Here is an 18,529-nt window from a genome sequence, read left to right as displayed (position 1 = left end):
GAAGTTGAAGATGACTCTCTCTGATCAGTCCGACGACCTGGGCTTCGGTATCGACAGCACGGCCACCGAGGTGCTCGCCGGCATCGACCTCGCCGGCAAGCTCGCCATCGTCACCGGCGGCTACTCCGGCCTGGGCCTGGCGGCCACCCGCGCCCTGGCCGCCGCCGGCGCCCGGGTCGTCGTCCCGGCCCGGCGTACGGATGTCGCCCGGGAGGCCGTCGCCGAGATCGAGGGGGTGGAGGTCGACGAGCTCGACCTGGCCGACCTCGACAGCGTACGGGCCTTCGCCGACCGGTTCCTCGCCTCCGGCCGCAGCATCGACATCCTGATCAACAACGCGGGCATCATGGCCACCCCCCTGACCCGGGTCGGCCCGGGCTGGGAGGCCCAGTTCGCCACCAACCACCTGGGGCACTACGCCCTGGTCAACCGGCTCTGGCCGGCCCTGACCGCCGAGGGTGGCGCACGGGTCGTCGTGCTGTCCTCCGGCGCCGGGGAGACCCCCCGCATCAACTGGGACGACGTGCACTTCGTCGAGGGCTACGACAAGTGGGCGGCGTACAGCCAGTCGAAGTCGGCGAACATCCTCTTCGCCGCCGAGCTGGACCGGTTGGGTCGGGACGCCGGGGTGCGGGCCTTCTCGGTGAACCCCGGCTACATCCTCACCCCCTTGCAGCGCCACCTCTCCAAGGAGGAGATGGTCGGCGCGGGCTGGATCGACGAGGAGGGCAACGCCCTGCTGCCGGAGTTCCGGGCCCCCGAGCAGGGCGCCGCCACCCAGGTCTGGGCCGCGACCTCACCCGCTCTGGAGACCGAGGGCGGCAGCTACCTCCAGGCGTGCAAGGTCGCCAAGACCTTCGAGAGCCCCGAGGACCGGGAGGCCGCCGAGCGGCTCTGGGCCCTCTCGGCCGAGTTGACCGGCGTCGACGCCTTCGGCAAGTCCGAGTAGTCCCGCCTCGGCGGGCCGGCGCAGAATCGCCGGCCCGTCGGATCGGTCGAGCAGGCAGGCTCCGGGGCCAGGCGAGGATGCCTGGCCCCGGAGCCGTTTTCTCAGTTGCGTCGGCTCCACTGCTGGTTGGCGCCGCCGTTGCAGGACCAAAGAATGATCTTCGTGCCGTTGGCGGTGGCGGCACCGTTGGCGTCCACGCACAGTCCGGACTGGACACTGGTGACGGTGCCGTTGGGGTTGAGGTTCCACTGCTGGTTGAGCCCACCGTGGCAGTCCCAGATGATGACTGCCGTGCCGTTGGTCGTGCCGTTGCCGAAGGCGTCCAGGCACTTGGTGCCGTACACCGTCAGCTGCTTGCCCGCGGTGTAGGTCCACCGTTGGTGGGCGCCGGCGCCGCAGTCCCAGAGCTGTACCTGGGTGCCATTGGCGGTGGCCGCGCCGGGCACCTCGATACACCGACCCGACTGGGCGCCGACGAGCTGGACGTTCTGCCCGCTGCTGGTGCCCTGCCGCCGCACGATCGACGCGGATTCGGCCGACCGGTTGCCCTGGGCGTCGAGGACGTAGAGCCGGTAATCGCCCGAGGTCGTGGGCACGGCGATGCTGGTGGCGTTGCCGTCCGCCCTGGTCATCGTCGGGCCGACCGCGAAGCTGGTGGTGCCGGAGGGGGCCAGCCAGAGGGTTCTGGCCGGGTCCCCGGTGCTACGGATCGGGATCGAGGTCACGCCACCGGCGGCGGTCGTGCTGGCCGGTAGGACGTAGTCCTGCATCGGAACCCCACGGGCCTGGACGAGATCCCGGAACGAGTCCTCCGGCCCGGAGTTCACCGCGATCTGGTACGCCGCGGCCGGCCACACGTAGTCGGAGGAGACGATGATGTCGTCGATGGTGCTGTTGGGCAGGTTCTTCTCGGAGACCTTGTTGATCGGGCCGTAGGTCCGCGTGATGGTCAGGTCGTGCTTACGCCCGAAGTCGTCCGAGTTGATCATCCAGGTGATGTTCTTGTCGACGCTCAGCACGTTGTCCCGGAAGGTCATGTACGCCGAGCCCTCGTCCGGGTGGAGCCCGTACTTGTGACCGGCCGGAACCCCCTGGAGGTAGTTGTCGCTGACGACCGTGCCCGGCTGACTGCCCAGGGTGTAGATCGGGGCGGTGTCGCTCAGCCGCTGGACGGTGTCGATGATGTGGTTGTGGCTGATGGTGTTGTTCTTCGCCGTCGTGGTGGGCCGGTTGGGCACGATCGATCCCGATGAGCCGTCGAAGTTCCACCACCCCCACCCCATGGTGATGCCCGCCCAGGGGGCCTTCTCGATGCGGTTGTGCTGCACCGTCAGGGAATCGACGAAGTAGGCCGCGACCGCGCCGTGCCCGTTGAACAACACCGCACTGTCATGGATGTAGTTGTTCTTGATCTCGATGTTCCTCGGCGCCCCCTCGACCTGGGGCGGATACTTCTCTCGGTTGTTCGACGTGTGGTCCCCGAGGTAGACGTGCTGCGGATGACCGACGCTGACCGCGGTGCCCGCGATGTCGTTCGTGTAGTTCCCGATCAACCGGGTGTTGATCACGTCGTTGACCATGTTGATCCCGTCGGCACCGGTGTGCTGGACGCGGTTGCGCTCCAACAGGATGCCGTCGGCGTTCTGGAGGTGGACGATGCCGGGAGTCAGGTCGACATTGCGGTAGTGGTAGACGTGGAAGTTGCCTCGGGCGTACGCGAAGGCGCTGAGGTTGCCCTGTTGCGCCTGCTTGAACACCGACCCGGCGACATTGACCAGATTCCAGTCGGAGTGCTCCACGGTCAGCCCGGAGAAGGTGATGTTGCGCGCCCGGTTGCTGGTCGAGGTGCCGGCGATCCGCAGCACGGTGGCCACGTTGTTCGGTGCGAAGACCGAGGCGGTCGTCATGTTCTCGCTGCCGGCCTTGTAGTAGTAGACCGTCCGGCTGGACTTGTCGAAATAGAACTCGCCCGGCGCGTCCAGGAACTCGTACGCGTTCATGACCTTGTGGGTGCCGTTGATCTGGGCGTTGCCGTTGAAGGCTCCCTGGGCGATGGCTGCGCCGGGTTGCTGGAACAGGGCTACCCGGTTGGACCCCTCGGTGATCACCTGGCGGACTCCCACGATGGCGGTGGTCCAGGTGGTCGCCGTCTCGATCTCGATGTCCTCCTGGTTTCCGGCAACCGCCGGGAGATCAGAAAGGCTGTACCTCGCGCCGGCACACTGTGATCCGGATTCCCAGGCCCAGTCGGCCTGTCCCGCGGTGATGGTGTACGACCCGTGGCATCCGGCCGAGTTGATGGTCTTGGCCGCCATGAAGGCCCGCTTGCCGTTGACGTAGAGCGACCGCAGCTTGTTGGCCCGGTCGAGCGGGGCTTTCCAGATGTTGCCGCTGTGTTGGGTCCAGCCGGCGACCTGCACACCGCCCTGAAGTACCGGGGTCTCGCCCGGGTAGGCGGCATAGCTGATCCGGTAACCGTTGGTGCCGGAGTCGCTCGACCCGAACTCGATCGTGCTGCCCACCGGATAGGTTCCGCCCCGCAGGTAGACCTGGATGTCGCCGGTCATGTTCGCATTGATCGTGCGAACGGCGTCCCGGGCGCGCTGCACGGTTCGGAATGGTGCGGCGATCGTGCCCGGGTTGTTGTCGTTGCCCCCCGGAGCGACGTAGTACGTCGCCTGGGTCGCCGCCGAAGCCGGCGCTTGATCGGCGACCACGGCAGGCAGTACCGCGGAGACGAGCACTCCCACCGCCAGCAACAGACTTCTTCCGGCCCGAACGAATGATCTCATTGCTGCCCTTCCCACCTTCGTCGACCGGCCGCCGCCTGAGCCATCATGCGAACCGGGCCTGTTGGTCAGACGTTCTCTACCTGCCACTTCTGGTTGTCGCCGCCCCAACAGGCCCAGAGCTGGACCTTCAGGGTGGTGGTGTTCACGTCCAGGCAGAGGCCGGACTGAGCGCTGCGGATCGAGCCGTCGCCGCCGATCGTCCACCGTTGGTTGTCGCCGCCGTTGCACACGTACGTGCCGACGACTGTGCCGTTTGCCGTCCCCCGGTTGTACGCGTCCAGGCACCGCTGGCCGGCGAGGGCCGTGAGTTGTCCACCGGCCGTCACGGTCCAGCGCTGGGCTGTGCTGGTGTTGCAGGCGTACACCTGGACCTGGATGTTGGCGGTGGTGGCGCCGGGGATGTCCAGGCACTGCCCGGTGCCGACGTTGCGTAGCCGGCTCACCCGGTCTCCGACGCCGCCGTCGGTCAGGCCCCAGGCGTACCGGAGGCGATCGAGGCCGCTGGCGTTGGGGGTGCTCAGGGTGAGGTTGGTGCCGGTGCCGTGCAGCTTCTGCATGGCGTACCAGTCGTCGCCCTGGCCGGCGGTGACCTTGCCGCCAAGGCCCGGCCAGTAGATCGAGCCGATCCGCAACTCCCGCAGCACGTCTGTGGTGGCGCGGAAGTAGCGCACGAAGTTGTCGCTGCTGGCGGCGTCGTGGTAGTTGAGCCCGGTGTCCATGGGCGCGCCGAACTCGTCCATGACGGTACGCCCGGCGCAGGGACCGATCGCGTCCCGCAGGAACGCCACCCACTGGTCGTAGTTCTTCGCGCCGCTGAAGAAGGTGTAGTGGTGCAGCGACACGATCGTCCCGTCGAGCCGGCGGTCGGCACACATCGACTTGATGTCGGTGTTCAGGCCGGCGCCGCTGACGAAGACGCGGTGACGTGGAATCGACGGGCGGGCGTTGAGCCAGTTGACGACCACGTTGGCCCAGTCCGCGGCGGTGTGCCCACCCGGCTCGTTCATCGGCTCGAAGTAGACCAGGTCGTTGTTGCCGTACCTGGCGACCACGGTGTTCCACATGGTGTTGAAGGCGCTCGTGTTGACGATCCGACCGCCGCTGGCGGCGACCCCGTCGTCCCAGTAGGAGAGGACGACCTTGAAACCCTTCGCCGTCGCGGCGTCGATCGCGCCGGTGTACGAGTTCCACCAGCTCGTACCGACGGTGTAGGTGTTGATCGGAAGCCGGACCGTGTTGGCACCCAGGTTGTTCTGGAATCCGGTGTAGATGGCGTTGGCCTTGGCCTGGACCGTGGCATAGCTGTCGGAGCTGCTCAGCCCGTGCAGGATCAGCGGTCCGCCGTGGAAGTTGTCTCCCAGCCGGGCCCAGTTGACGCCGCGGAACGCTGTGGTGTCCGCGGCGGCAGGCGGGGCGGCGGCGAGCACGGCGGTCGGCACCGCGCCGAGAGCGACCATGGCGCAGGCGAGCACCCGGGTCAGGTAGTTACTCGAACGGGATCTAGCCATTGTCGTTTCCCTTCTTACGGTGCCGACCGTCGTGCCTGCTCTTTAGCTCAGGCCCTTGACCAGCGTTGGTTGCCGCCGCCGTGGCAGCTCCACACGATCACCGCGCTGCCGTTGGCGGTGGCGGCGCCGTTGACGTCCAGGCACAGCCCGGTCTGCGCGCTGCTGATCGTGCCGTTGCCGTTGAAGACCCACTGCTGGTTGGCGGCACCACTGCAGTCCCAGATCTGTACCCGGGTCCCGGTGCCGGCGTTGTTCGGCACGTCCAGGCACTTGCCCATCACCTGGAGCGCCCGCCCGTTCTGGGTGAACTGCTGGTTGGCGTTACTGTGGCAATCCCAAATGATCATTTGTGACCCGTTGGCGGAGCTTGCGCCGTTGACGTCCAGGCATCGGCCGGAGGCCTCGTTACGCAGCCGGTTGCCGGTCGGGTTCGGGTTGGGGTTCGAGCCGCTGTTGAGGGCGTCGAGGACGGCCGTGTACGCGGGCTTCTTGTTGCCGGCGCAGTCGAACAGCAGAGCGTTGTCCCCACCACGCCAGGAGTCGCAGTCCCGTACCCCCCACACCGTGATGCCGGTGCAGCGCGAGATCGCCAGGCAGGCGCGGGTGACGGCGCCGTACATGTTGGCCTGGTTGCCGCCCTGGGTGATGTCCAGTTCGGTGATCTCCACGTCGACGCCCAGGTCGGCGAAGCGCTGAAGGTTGGCCTGGTAGTCACCGGGGAGGGTGGTGCCCAGGTGGGACTGGAAGCCCACGCAGTCGATCGGCACCCCGCGGGACTTGAAGTCACGCACCATGTTGTAGATGCCTGTCGACTTCGCGTTGATCCCGTCGGTGTTGTAGTCGTTGTAGCAGAGCTTGGCGTTGGGATCGGCCGCCCGGGCGGCACGGAACGCCGCCTCGATCCAGTCGTTGCCGGTGCGCTGGAGGTTCGAGTCCCGCCGGGCACCGCTGCCGCCGTCGGCGAAGGCCTCGTTCACCACGTCCCAGGAGTAGATCTGCCCCCGGAAGTGGCTGGCCACCTGGGTGACATGGTTGATGGCGGCATTGCGCAGGTCGCCGCCGGACAGGCCCTCCGTCCAGCGTGGCTGCTGGGCGTGCCACAACAGGGCGTGTCCGCGTACCTTCATGCCCCGCGATCGGGCGTGGTTGACGATGCGGTCCCCGGCGCTGTAGTTGAACACGCCGCGCTGGGGCTCGGTCGCGTCCCACTTCATCTCGTTCTCGGCGACCAGGCTGTTGAACTCGCGGTTCAGCACCGACATGTAGGTGCTGTCGTTGAACTTGTACGTCCCGACGGCCGCACCGAAGTAGCGGCCCTTCTCCGCCGCCGAGGCACCGAGGGTGCTGGCCGCGCTGGCAGGACTGACCGGTGCCAGGACGAAGCCGGCCGCCAGCGCCCCGGCCGCCAGCGTGCGCAGGATCGCCGTGGAGGACCACAGTCGTCGCCGTGGTAGGAGTGTCTTCATGTGCCCGCAACCCTTCTTCGAGTGGAATCACCTCGACGAGTGAGCGCTAACATCACCGGCTGAGTCGGGCTGCGCGCGGGGGCGACACAGGGGGCAAGAAAACGTCATACGTCGATGAAGCTGAGATTGCCACAAAGTTTCCTTTCACTCAAGAAGTCCTGCACAGAGCGATGCATCCAATCATGATCATCGACCGAGGACCGTCCACCTCCCCTGCCGGAGGCGCGGCCCAATCAGAGGCTCGCCGGTTGGTGAGCGATAACGTTCGGAAGATCCACCGCACCGGGATCCACACCGCGCGGGCCCACCAGAGGACGGCCGCCCCGCCATCGACCACCGACCTCGGACCCGACCCGATCACCCCTTCACCGCCGGGCAATTCGAGGGCAAAACATCGACATGCTTGCATGCGTTGGCCGAGCTCCAGTATGAAGGCTTAACACTCGTTAAGGCCCGGTTCCTGGGAGGAGCGGCGATGAAGAACGCCCCGCGCCATCTACGTAGGTTGGTGGCCGCACTCGGCGCCTGCACACTCGGACTGAGCCTGCTGTCGGCACCCGCCGCGGCGTCCTCGGCTCCGATTCTCGCTCCGCACTCCGATCGGGCCCCCGAATCGGAGCAGTTCGAGGCCGAGGGGGTCACCACCGTCGGTGAGTTGCGCACGGTCGACAGCGCCCTGTCGTACCTGCGCAACGGCCGTACCCAGGTCATCCGGCACCCCGGCGCCACCTACGTCAAGGTGCACTTCAGCTCGCTGCGCCTGGCCCCCGGCGAGTACGTCACCGTCGCCAGCCCGGACGGCAGCGAAAGCTACCGGTACGACCGCAACCTGAACCGGGCGACCGGCTCGGACTACACCACCGACGGCCGACCGGGCTTCTGGGCCATGTCCGTGGAGGGCGACACCGCGGTGGTGACCCTGCACAGCAACCGTTCCTCGCGTGCCACCGCCGCCACCATCGACCGGTTCTGGCGCGGCTACGACCGCACCGAGGTCGCCCAGTACAACTTCTCCACCCAGTCCGTGTGCAGCACCGACGCCCGCCGCGACGTGGTCTGCTACCAGAGCAGCCACCCCACCGAGTTCGCCCGCAGCAACGCGGTCGCGCGACTGCTGATCAGCGGCGGCGGCATGTGCACCACCTGGCGGGTCGGCAACACCAACCGCATGCTGACCAACAAGCACTGCTTCTCCACCCAGGCGGCGGTCAGCGGCAGCGAGATGCAGTTCAACTACCAGTGCGCCACCTGCGGCGGCTCGAACCCCGGCCCCGGCACCAAGGTCAGCGGCGCCACCCTCTACCGGGTGAGCAGCGGCGGCTCCAGCCAACTGGACTACGCCCTGTTCTCCGTCAACAACTTCGCCGCCATCCAGGGCTTCGGCACCCTGTACCTGGCGACGACCGCCACCACCAACGGCGCCCAGATGTACATCCCGGGCCACGGTGACGGCAGCCCCAAGCGCCTGTCCATCTTCGAGAACACCCAGAACGGCGCCCGCTGCACCGTACGCAGCGCCAACTACAACACCTGGAACATCAGCTACAGCTGCGACACCTCCGGCGGCAACTCCGGCTCCCCGGTGCTGAACAGCAGCCACCGGGTGATCGCCCTGCACCACCTGGGTGGATGCCCGTCCAACCAGGGCGCCAAGGCGCACCTGATCTACAACGAGATCGCCAGCCTGATCGACAACGGCTGAGCTACCGGAAGACTCGCGGTGCTGGCCGTCGCCGACCCCGGCGGCGGCCTGTCCGTGCGTACACCCCGCAGATCCAACGGGTGTCGACCGACGTCGCACTCCGGTGCTCACGACGGATGTGTCGGTGGCCGGCTTCCCGTACTGTCGACCGCGCACCCCGCTCGGCTGCCCGCCGGTCGCAGCGGCGGTGACGGGACAGCTCGACCTGACATCAGGACAGCGCGCGGAGGTCTCCTTGTCACGACGCGGTCGCCGAGGTTCGCTCCTCGCGCTCCTGCTCACCGTCCTGCTCGCGGCGACCTCCGGTTGCACCGGAGCGGAAAAGACGCCCGCGCAGTCCGGCGACGACGCGGTCGAGGCCCGGCCCGATCCAGCACTGCTGGCGCTTGGCGAGCTGCTGGACGCGGACGGTACGCTCCCGGTCGACCAGGCACAGCGGATGGTCGCCGGACTCGTCGAGCCGCTGCCGGGCGTCGAGCCCTGGACGATCCCGGGTTCGACCGCCCCATCCCTGGCCGGGCTGGCCCTGCGTACCCTCGCACAGGCGCTGCCCACTCTCGACCCTCCCGTCGCCGACCAGATCAGGGCGATCATCGAACCCGCCGGCGACGAGGAGGAACTCGTCCTCCAGCCGGGTCAGGCCCCCGCGCGACGCGGCTCGACCACAGTCGCGCCCGACACGGTGCCGTCGAACGAGGAGCTGACCGGCATCGTGGCCGGGATCGTCGCGGACATCGAGGAGCGGACCGGACACCGGCTGCGGCTGGCGGTACGGGTACGCACGGTCGCGGATTCGAGGACCGGCGGCGACGCCCTGGCGACCCCGGTGGTTGATGCCGGCGGAAGGACCCGGGCCTGTCGCATCGCCCTGCCGCGAGTGCTGTTCTCCGACGACGCCTCCTCGATCACGAGCACTGTCGCGCACGAGATCTGGCACTGCTTCCAGTACGACGCGACACCGCTGCGCAGCTTCGACAACGCGCCGCTGTGGATCATCGAGGGGCAGGCCGAATGGGTCGGGGAAGCCTACGTGGGCGGCTCCCCGTCGAGCGCGTCGCGCTGGGACACCTGGCTGTTGCAACCGGCGAAGGCGCTCACCAGGCGCAGCTACGACGCCATCGGCCTGTACGCGGTGGCCGACGCGGCCGGAGCCGATCCGTGGCGGACGATGTTGCCCATGCTCGGTCGCCGGGGAGCACGGGCGGTCGAGACCCTCTTCGACCGGTCCGCCACCGAGGCGGTACGCCGCATCGCCACGTCGCTCGTACGTTCACCCGAACTCGGTGACGTGTGGGAGTCGCGGGGCCCCGGGATCACCGACTCCCGCGTCGCCCCGGTCCTTACCGTCGCGGCCGAACCCGTCGAGGCCCGGATGCGGGTACCCGCCTTCGGTGCGCTGCCGGTACGGATCGCCGCGTCCGGCGGTGAGGTGCTACGCCTCACCATCGAAGGCGGCGCGGCGGGTGCGGTCACCATGCCGCTCGCCGGAACGGTCGACCTGGCCCCCGGCGGCCACGCACTGTTCTGCCTGGTCGAGGGAGGATGCGCCTGCCCGGACGGGGCAAGACCGGGGGTAGCCCAGGCCGGGTCGGGAGAGGGCGCCGCCGCCGTCGGGGCGACTGCCGCAGGTGAGGTCGTCGTGATGGGCGAACTGCTCACCGTTGACGAGTTGTGCAAGTCGGGCGGGCTCGTCGGCGAGTGGGAAACCGACGCCGCGAACGTGATGCGGGCGTTGTCGGCGGAGTACGGCGCCTTGCCCTCGTGCAATGGGCCGTGGGTGGCGACCTTCACGGCGGAGGGCCGGTTCACCGCCGGGTACAAGGCCACCTGCCGGGTCGCCGACGTGACGGCACGGGCGACCGCTCGGTTCACCGGAAACTACACCGACACCGGGCTCACCTTCACGGTGTCGGACGTCGTGGGGGACGGCTCGATGACACTCAACGGTCGTACGACCCCCCTGCCCGGCGTCGACGGATTCCGGACCGCGCTCGGCAACACGGCCGACTACGTGATCGACGGCGACACCCTGACGTACTCCTTCGCCACACCGGACGGCAGGAAACCGACGATCGTGCTCACCCGACGCTCCTGATCGCTGCTCCCCCGAACGACAGACGACGCTCAGGGCCTCGACGGCCAGACGGGTCAGGTCGGGAAGCTGGTTTTCACCGATGCGACCGGAACGGACATCAGCCGGCGGGACCGCCGGTCGGGCAGGTAGGAGTAGGTGCAGTCCAGGGTGTAGAAGCTGGTGGCTTGCAGGACCAGGGTATGGAACCTTCCGGCGATCGCAGGACTCCCCAGTGCGGTGATGACCCGATGTCGCGCACGCTCATGTCTCCTCCGATGTCTGCGAGTCGGCCGTAGGCGGGCTGCTGCTGCGGCGCTGGGTGGGCCAGCCGAGGAATCGGTCGAAGACATTGGCGGTGCTACCGGTGTTGTTGGGATGGAGCTGATGCAGATCGTCGATCGCGTCGTGCAGGCAGCTGGCCAGGTAGAGAAAGAGGCTGACCGGGCCGTCCCGATACTCCGCCAGAAGGGCGACCTTTGCCGCACCGCACGGCCATGGCTGGCCGCACCGCCGGCACAGCCACAGCGGACGTACCGGCAGATGCTCACCTCCACCCGAGAGGCGGCCTGGTTGCCCCGTCACCGCCGATCGCCTTCTCTGGCCTGCTGCTCGAACAGTCGAGACGGTCGGCGGTGGGCCCACCGGGGGAATGACGGGCCCACCGCCGCCGCACGGCGGCCTGGGGTATGCCGCCGATCACCCACCCACGCAGCCCCGATGGCGGTACGCAGGCGGGGAGTTCTCCGTCCTTGAGCGGAAGAACCTGGTGACAGCAGCCGATGCTCATCCCCAGGTCCACTCCGCTTCGGACCACGCACCTCGAACCCCCAGCTCAGTAGGTCGGCTTGATCGCCCGCCTTCCACTCAACCGCTGTCGACTGGCAGATCCCAGGGCGGCAATGACGCAGAACCGATGCATCCCTATTGCGATGAATGCCGTGAACTGGATGAATGAAGCTGTGACGCACAGTGGCGGCAACGGACGGCGAGGCCCACGGCGGTATCGGCTGGCGCAGCGCCGAAAGGCGATCGGCCTCAGCCAGGAACGTCTAGCCGAGGTCCTCGGCGTCGATCGCTCCACCGTCGTGCGCTGGGAACGGGCAGAGACCGACCCGCAGCCCTGGCACCGCCCGCACCTGGCAAAGGCGCTCAACGTCTCCGTAGAGGAACTGGCTGACCTGTTGGCCGACACACGTCGGCCGCCCGCCACACCCGATGGACGGCTCGACCACGCGCTGCGGCAACCCGGCCGCGTCGACCTGGTCACCGTGGCATACCTGCGGGAACGCGTACGGCATCTCGACGAGCGCTACGACCGGACCCCTTCGACCCTCCTGCTCGCCGAAGCGGCACAGTTGCACGCTCAGGCGGTCTTCCTCCGTCAATACTCCGACGCCGGCTCAGTTCAGCGCGAACTGGCTGCGGCGGTCGCCGAAGCGGCCACCCTGATGGGCCAACTCGTCTGGGACGCCACCCAGCGACACGACCACGCCGCCAGCGCCGCCTACTTCGACCAGGCGATCAAGGCCGCGAGAGAAGCCCGCGACACCGTCGCCGAGGCCAACGCCATCCTTCGCAAGAGTTACCTAGCGCTCTACGGCACCAGGCAGTCAACCGCCGCCGTCGCCCTGACCGCCCAGGCCGCTGCGGTGAGCCGTCGCGACAGCCGGGTGCTCGCCGGCCTCGCCCAACTACACCGCGCTGAGGCACACGCGATGCTCGGCCAGGTACGAGACTGCGCTGAGGCCCTTGGCGTCGCCGAGGATCACTTCGCTGCGATGAGCCCGCAGGACCCGGCCTCAGCCCTCTACTGTCCCAGCCATCACGCGCGACTCGCGGGCTCCTGCTGGTTGTCGTTGAACAAGCCGACCATGGCAATCAAGGCGTTGGAAGAAGCTCATCAACTCGTCGCCGCACGGCGCAAGTCGACCGCCGTCATCCTCGGCAATCTAGCCCTCGCCAACATCCGTCACCGCGACCTCGACACCGCTGTCTCCTACCTTCACTTGAGCATCGATGTCATCGAGCGGACCCGTGCTGGAGGCGGCCTCACCCTCGCCTTCTCAGCCGCCCGCCAACTGCGTCCCTGGAGCGATCAGCCGTCGGTTCAGGATGTCAACGACCGACTCCTCACCCTCATCACCCCGTAGGAGCAGCAGCGTGACAAGCACCGACGACGCCAAGCAGTCCGTCCGCCGACGAGTCTGGGACCTCCTCGAACGCGAAGGCGCCGCACCGCCCGGGGTGCACGGCCACATCCCCGACTTCGTCGGCAAGGAAGCCGCCGCGGCCCGGCTCGCCGAACTGGATGCCTGGAAGAAGGCGCGGGTCATCAAATGCAATCCCGACCGAGCCCAACTACCCGTCCGGGTACGCGCCCTACAGGAGGGCAAACTGCTCTACATGGCGGTCCCACGACTCGCCACACCGAAACCCTTCTACCTGCTGGACCCGGCTGACCTGGCAATCCCCTTCGAGACTGCGGCCACGAGCACGGGAGCACCCGAGATCGCCCCCACGGTCGGCCCCGACGACATGCGACCGGTGGACATGATCGTGTGCGGCAGCGTCGCGATCAGCCGACGCAACGGCGTACGGGTCGGCAAGGGAGCCGGCTACTCCGACCTGGAGATCGCACTCCTGACCGAAGCCGGGCTCGTGACCACGGAGACCATCATCGCCACCACGATCCACCAGAGCCAACTCCTCGACGAGGAACTACCTGACGCCGATCACGACTTCAGCGTCGACTACGCGGTCACCCCCGACGAGGTGGTCGCATGCACACCGGACCGGGAGCGCCCGTCCGGCATCCTCAGGGAGCACCTTCGTCCGGATCAGCTCGACAACATCCCAGCCCTGCGCTGATCATGTGTTGCCTGGTTCACCCCCACAGCGCTGGGACCCGGCTGTGACCGGCGGTCACCTCCAGATCGTCGTCTGCGGGGCCAGTCCTGCCTCCGACGTGGCCCACCTCGTCAGGGCAGCGCAGCAACGATCCTGGACAGCGGCGGTAACCGCCACGCCGAGCGCCTTGAACTTCATCGACGTGCCTGGGATCGAGGAGCTCACCGGTGCTGCGGTGAGCTCCAGCTACCGGGCATCCCCCAGCCAGCGCCGGTCCCTGCCCACCACCGACGCCCTGATCATCGCCCCGGCGACATACAACTCGATCAACAAGATCGCTCTCGGTCTAGCCGACAACTACGCCATGGCCTCGGTCGCCGAGCTGATCGGCAGGCAGGTGCCGACCGCCATCGTCCCCTTCGTCAACGCCGCCCTCGCCGCGCGGGCACCCTTCCGGCACGCCGTAGCCAACCTCCGCGACGAAGGCGTACGTGTGCTGCTCGGCCGGAACCCCGCATCCGCCGTCGCGTCCGCAGACTGATCCGCCACCCGCTGCACCACCGCCCCGCCATAAGCCCCCGCCACCGCCGTCAAATAGGGCACCACCACGCCCGCCAACTCCGGAACATCCACTAAGGAGCGCGGCCAACGGGCGGCAGTGCCGGCTGACGCAACGCTGGTGGCGACGTGTGGGCAGCTCGCGGCTACGCCGGCTTTGTCGCGCCACGGTGCCGAGGGACGACGGCGGCGGTGGCTTCGGCTGCGGCGTGGGATAGCTCGGGTAGGACATCGCCGTAGAACTTGGCGGTGAAGTGCGGGCTAGAGTGCCGGAGCCGGCTGGAGATGATCTTCATCTGCACACCAGCAGCTAAGCCCATGGTGGCGGCGCCGTGTCGAAGGTCATGAAGCCGGATGGGTGGTAGCCCGGCTTGCGTGGCGAGGTGTCGGAAGTGGTCGGTGACGTCGGCCGGGTGGAGCCGACCACCGGTGGGCGTGGTGAACACGAGCCCGGTGGTGGTCCAGGCGGCACCGGCGGCGAGGCGTTCACGGTGTTGCCGGGCGCGGTGGGCGCGCAGCACCGCTACGGTCTCGGTGTCGAGAGCGACCGCGGCTTCACTGTCGGTGGTTTTAGGCGTGTCGATCGCGGTGGCCCAGCCGTGTTGGACGAGTTGCCAGCGGACGGTGAGGGTTGCTGCGTCGAGGTCGAGGTCGTCCCAGTGCAGGCCGCAGGCCTCACCTCGGCGCAGGCCGGTGAAGGCAATGAGGTGGTAGAGGGCGTAGAGCCGGTCGTTCGCGCCGTGGGTGTGGTCGAGGAATCTGCCGGTGTGTTCGGGGGTCCAGATCATGACGGGGCTGGGGGTCTTGCCGGTATCGCGCCAGGGTTTTGACGCGTTGGTCGGTCCAGACGGTGGGCTTGGGTGGTCGGGCGGTGGGTAGTTCGACCATGAGTGCGGGGTTGGTGTCGATGTAGCGGTGGCGGCGCATGGCGTCGTTGAGGGCCTTGCGCAGGGTGGCGTGGATGACGTGCAGCGTCCTCGGCCCGACGATCCGCTGGTTCTTGACCTGGTCGCGTTTCGCGGGGTCGCGGCTGGCGCGCAGGGCGGCGATGGTGGTGTTGCGCTCGGCGATGGTGTCGTACATGGCGTCGATGTGGCCGGGGCGGAGCCGGTCGATGCGCAGGTGCCCGAGGTGCGGGATCAGGTACAGGCGGATGTGACCTTCGTAGGAGCGCAGGGTGCCGGTCTTGATGTTCTTGCGTCCGGCGAGCCAGTCGGTCAGGTATGCCTGCATGGTTGGTAGTTCGGTGGGGGTGATGTCCAGGTGCAGCGCCCGGCTGATCTGGTCCGGGTTGGGGATGGGTGCGCCGGTCTTGACGGCGGTTTCGATGAGGTCGCCGGGGTGGTGACGGTGGTGTGCGGGTCGGTGGGGTCGGGGACGGCGAGCGCGGCCCGGATGCGGTCGAGGACGGCGTCGGCGTCGGCCTGGGTGGTGTACGGGCCGTGGCGGAGTGGTCGGCGGGTGCCGTCGGCGCGGGCGGGGATCTCGATCTGCCAGTGCCAGTGGCCGTGGGTGCGGGACCAGCCGCCGCCGGGCCGGCGGAGCTGGGGACAGGAGCGTCCCAGTCGCCGGCCCGTGACGCTGTCGCGGCAGCCGCAGCGTTTGAAGGTTGATCCCTTCACTCATCGTCTCCTGGATGCTTCGGATGGTGCCGCCAGCAGTGCCGGGTGGAATCCGCTGGTGGCGGGGTCATCGCATCCACGCTCACCTTCGCATCGGCATCAAGTCGCCCGCCGCCGGTGGCGTCGGGGTCGGGTTGGAGGAGGTGGAGGAGGGCGGCGACCGGGACGATGATGCGGCTACCGGCCCGGATCAGCGGTATGGGGAATTGGTTGGTGGCGACGAGCCGGTAGGCCTGGGATCGGCTGATCCCGAGCACCGAGGCGGTGGTGGCGAGGCTGGTGGTGACGCCGAGGGCACGGATGCGCTCGATCGTCCACACCTCCCCGACGCTGGGTGCGGTGGTGTTGTCGGTCGTGGTGCGGGTGGTCTGGTCAGCGTGATTCGTTGGGCTGTTCATGATCAGGGTTCTCCTGGTTATGAGATGGATGGGTGTGCGGTAGGAGCGGGGTAGCCCCGTCGGGGTCGACCTGCGCAGGGGTGGCTGCTCCGCCACCGTTGCGCCGCTCTGGTGACAGAGGCGGTGGCGTCGGGTTGGTCGGCACGGCCGGGCTCGCGATCAGCTCGGGTGGTGCCGATGACTCGATCTTGAGGGTCTTGAGGAGTTCGGATAGGCGGGTGTTGGACACGGTGTGACCGGCTGCGCGGAGGGCTTCGGCGAGCGCCGCCCGGGTCAGTGCCTGCCCGTCCGCGGCGAGCCCGCATCTGGTGAGCGGACGGTCCGGGTACTGGACCGCTCCCCCGCCGTGACGGCGGACCGGGTCCCCTCGTCCGGTCCGCCAGCTGGAACGGTCCACCCTGCCTCATCCGGTCGACAGTCCCGAATCGTCTCGGCGGTGGCGGGCGTGGCGGTGCTGGTGCGGCCGAGGGCGATCTTGACCGTGATGAGGAATCCGAGCGCGGGTACGGCGGCGGCGACCCAGCCGATGATCGAGGGTTCGGCCTCGACGACCTGTGCCGCCAGGGACAGGGTGACGGCGCAGGCCAGCACGGTGGCTGGGAACACGGTGGATGTGTGGGCGCGTTTGCGGCGTCGGAGTTCCAGGCCGGAGGCGATGGACATCAGCTCCAGGACGATCGCGTCGGCCCAGGCCAGCCAGCCGGGTTGGCCGTGCGCGGCGGCCACGTTGTGCACGTGGGTGAAGCTGGCCGCCCCCGCCGCGCCGCCGATCGCCAGCATGATGACGACCTGGATGACACCCTCGACGCGGCTATCGCGCGGACTGGTGGCCGGGTCAGGGGCCGGTGCTGTCGTGGCCCATCACCTCCTCGACGCGGACCGGGGTTCCGGTCCGTCCGTGAGTCGCAGGAGGCGGGACCGGATGGCGGACCGACCCAGCGTCAGACAACCGTCGGGACAGGGACCGGACACTGGTCGCGGACCGCCCGCAGCGGACGCGGGACTCGGACGGGGCCCTGCCGCTGTGGGAGCGGACGTCCGGTGCTATCACGGATCTGTCAGCACCGGCCGAGCCGCTCACGACAGATCCGTGACAGACGCCGGCCCTTGCTGTCCGAGCCTCAGCAGAGGTACTGTCCGCCGCCGTCGTGCCGTCGCCGATCACGCAGCCTCACCCCGGCTTGGGGCGTCAACGGCGTGCCGGGCCAGATCCGCCAGCCGCAGCCGCTGCTCTCCCCCGCCGGCCACAGCCCACACCGCGTCCGCTGGGCCCAGGCCCGCCGTGGCGGCGTGGTCGCGGGATCCGGTTGCGACCGGCACCATCAGCGGCACGTCGGCCAACACACGGCGCAGGTTGCGCTCCCGGGCGGCCGAATGCAGCCAGAACAGCACCGGCAACGCCCGCCCAATCGTCCCGAACAACTCCCGATAGCCGGCCACCTTGCCGGCCAGGATCGACAACTGCTCGGCACCGGTGTCGTACTCGACGAAGAACGGCACCTCGGCGCCGCCGTCGACCCACCGGCCGTAGCCGTCCGGGCGAACCCGCGGCTGATACGCCCGCACCAGCCCCGGATCCTGCCGGCTGGTGAACGTACCGGCGCGCTGACACGCCACCTCCGGCAACCACTCCACCAAGCCGGTGCCCGGATGGGTGCGGGCGTGCCCGGCCAGGTCGGTGAAGAAGCCGTTCACTCCGAGGCGGTGGGCGAGGCTGCGGGTCGAGGTCCAGCGCCGCCGCTCCACCCGGGCGTGGTCCCGCCGCGGTGGGCGTTCGTCCCGGCTGGCCGCGACCACCTCAGCGCCGAGCTGATCGATGACGTAGTGGTACGGGTACGAGCCGCCGTCGGCCCGCTGTGGCCGGAACCGGGCCACCAACCGCAACCGGTACAGGGTCCGCAGCCGCCGCTGACAGAAGTCCAACGACGGGAACAGGGCGGTCGCGAGCTGGAACGACGTCAACACGCCGTGGTCGTACAACCAGCCCAGCAGCACACGATCACGGCCGGTCAGCTGAGACTGGACCCGAAGGACCGGATCATCCACCGGCTACCACCTTCTTCCCAGGTAGGGGATACCAGCCCCAGGGGGAGAGACCCGAGACTAAGCAGGGTCTGTCGCAGGACGAGGCTCCAGTGCTGACAGGCGGGTTGGCCTGCGGTGTGAGAGGAAATAGGGGGTCTGTTCGGGGGTCCGGCTGAAGACTGACGTCAACGCTGACGCCAAGCCCGACCCCCGAACGGGGATCAAGCCGGAACTCGCCACTGCCAATGCCTATGGCAGTAGGTGAAGGTGTCGGCGAAAGCACGAGAACTCCTTGGTTGAGGGTATGGAATGTGGTGTTGCTGGCGTGTTCGGGTCACCGGCGCCGTCGGAGCGGGAAGGCCGGTGAGAGGCAGCCCGGCACCGCCCCTGCCGTGGTCCCCATCGGTGGCGCACCCAGCCGGCACGGAGCAGCAACGAGACGAATGGCCGTGGGAAAGCGCGGAGGTAGCCGTTGGCGGGTAAAGGCGGAGGTAGCCGTTGGCGGGTAAAGCTAGTACGGCAGCCGCCGTTTGAGATTTCGCTGATGGGAGCGGGTAGAGGTGGCGCGGCCACCGCGTGATCGTCTGT

At 68.4% G+C, this 18,529-nt stretch carries 11 protein-coding genes and 4 pseudogenes; 6 read left to right on the top strand and 9 right to left on the bottom strand.

Annotated elements, in window-relative coordinates:
• Nucleotides 1–10: 10 nt before the first annotated feature.
• Nucleotides 11–949 (top strand): oxidoreductase, encoded by a 939-nt coding sequence (locus tag ACLQ2T_RS05535; protein WP_425764889.1) that lies wholly within the window; start codon nucleotides 11–13, stop codon nucleotides 947–949.
• Between the two features lie 101 nt (nucleotides 950–1,050).
• Here the strand turns inward: ACLQ2T_RS05535 and ACLQ2T_RS05530 are convergent, their stop codons facing one another.
• The 3 genes from ACLQ2T_RS05530 to ACLQ2T_RS05520 all read right to left on the bottom strand — a co-directional run bounded on the left by ACLQ2T_RS05530 (nucleotide 1,051) and on the right by ACLQ2T_RS05520 (nucleotide 6,715).
• Nucleotides 1,051–3,741: an RICIN domain-containing protein gene (locus ACLQ2T_RS05530; protein ID WP_425764888.1), complete on the bottom strand. Its 2,691-nt coding sequence runs from the start codon at nucleotides 3,739–3,741 to the stop codon at nucleotides 1,051–1,053.
• A 65-nt stretch (nucleotides 3,742–3,806) separates the two neighbouring features.
• Nucleotides 3,807–5,249 (bottom strand): RICIN domain-containing protein, encoded by a 1,443-nt coding sequence (locus ACLQ2T_RS05525; protein ID WP_425764887.1) that lies wholly within the window; start codon nucleotides 5,247–5,249, stop codon nucleotides 3,807–3,809.
• Between the two features lie 47 nt (nucleotides 5,250–5,296).
• A complete protein-coding gene (locus ACLQ2T_RS05520; protein WP_425764886.1) occupies nucleotides 5,297–6,715 on the bottom strand; it encodes an endo-1,4-beta-xylanase in 1,419 nt (472 codons plus the stop codon).
• A gap of 475 nt (nucleotides 6,716–7,190) precedes the next feature.
• Here ACLQ2T_RS05520 and ACLQ2T_RS05515 point away from each other — a divergent pair, with 475 nt between their 5' ends.
• The gene (locus tag ACLQ2T_RS05515) at nucleotides 7,191–8,417 is read left to right on the top strand and encodes a trypsin-like serine peptidase (protein ID WP_425764885.1); all 1,227 of its coding nucleotides are present in this window, start codon (nucleotides 7,191–7,193) and stop codon (nucleotides 8,415–8,417) included.
• 235 nt (nucleotides 8,418–8,652) lie between these two features.
• Nucleotides 8,653–10,512, top strand: a complete 1,860-nt coding sequence (locus ACLQ2T_RS05510; RefSeq protein WP_425764884.1) for a hypothetical protein — start codon at nucleotides 8,653–8,655, stop codon at nucleotides 10,510–10,512.
• 80 nt (nucleotides 10,513–10,592) lie between these two features.
• On the opposite strand, the pseudogene ACLQ2T_RS05505 reads toward ACLQ2T_RS05510, so the two are convergent.
• Nucleotides 10,593–10,733, bottom strand: a pseudogene (locus ACLQ2T_RS05505) (cyclophane-forming radical SAM peptide maturase AmcB); the annotation flags it as partial.
• Nucleotides 10,734–10,752: 19 nt separating this feature from the next.
• Entirely contained in the window at nucleotides 10,753–11,073 is a 321-nt protein-coding gene (locus ACLQ2T_RS05500) for a hypothetical protein (RefSeq protein ID WP_425764883.1), read from the bottom strand.
• 365 nt (nucleotides 11,074–11,438) lie between these two features.
• On the opposite strand from ACLQ2T_RS05500, the gene ACLQ2T_RS05495 reads away from it, so the two are divergent.
• From ACLQ2T_RS05495 to ACLQ2T_RS05485, 3 genes and pseudogenes are all read left to right on the top strand, one after another.
• Nucleotides 11,439–12,641: a helix-turn-helix transcriptional regulator gene (locus ACLQ2T_RS05495; protein WP_425764882.1), complete on the top strand. Its 1,203-nt coding sequence runs from the start codon at nucleotides 11,439–11,441 to the stop codon at nucleotides 12,639–12,641.
• Complete coding sequence (locus tag ACLQ2T_RS05490; RefSeq protein ID WP_425764881.1) at nucleotides 12,604–13,359, top strand: 5-formyltetrahydrofolate cyclo-ligase; 756 nt, start codon at nucleotides 12,604–12,606, stop codon at nucleotides 13,357–13,359. Before ACLQ2T_RS05495 ends, ACLQ2T_RS05490 begins: the two co-directional genes overlap by 38 nt.
• Nucleotides 13,360–13,402: 43 nt before the next feature.
• Nucleotides 13,403–13,843: pseudogene (locus ACLQ2T_RS05485) on the top strand (flavoprotein); the annotation flags it as partial.
• A 199-nt stretch (nucleotides 13,844–14,042) separates the two neighbouring features.
• Here the strand turns inward: ACLQ2T_RS05485 and ACLQ2T_RS05480 are convergent.
• The 4 genes and pseudogenes from ACLQ2T_RS05480 to ACLQ2T_RS05465 form a co-directional block, all read right to left on the bottom strand.
• Nucleotides 14,043–15,518, bottom strand: a pseudogene (locus ACLQ2T_RS05480) (tyrosine-type recombinase/integrase).
• A complete protein-coding gene (locus tag ACLQ2T_RS05475; protein WP_425764880.1) occupies nucleotides 15,515–15,916 on the bottom strand; it encodes a helix-turn-helix transcriptional regulator in 402 nt (133 codons plus the stop codon). The pseudogene ACLQ2T_RS05480 and the gene ACLQ2T_RS05475 overlap by 4 nt, the downstream one beginning before the upstream one ends.
• Nucleotides 15,891–16,696: pseudogene (locus ACLQ2T_RS05470) on the bottom strand (DUF2637 domain-containing protein). The gene ACLQ2T_RS05475 and the pseudogene ACLQ2T_RS05470 overlap by 26 nt, the downstream one beginning before the upstream one ends.
• Before the next feature lie 381 nt (nucleotides 16,697–17,077).
• Nucleotides 17,078–17,962 carry a replication-relaxation family protein gene (locus tag ACLQ2T_RS05465; protein ID WP_425764879.1) on the bottom strand — a complete coding sequence of 295 codons (885 nt, stop codon included), beginning with the start codon at nucleotides 17,960–17,962 and terminating at the stop codon, nucleotides 17,078–17,080.
• Nucleotides 17,963–18,529 lie beyond the last annotated feature (567 nt).

The sequence above is a fragment of the Micromonospora sp. DT229 genome, assembly GCF_049844505.1.
Lineage (GTDB): Bacteria > Actinomycetota > Actinomycetes > Mycobacteriales > Micromonosporaceae > Micromonospora.
The sequence above is the reverse complement of the archived record's forward strand: the minus strand, read 5'-3'. Positions and strand labels throughout refer to the sequence as shown.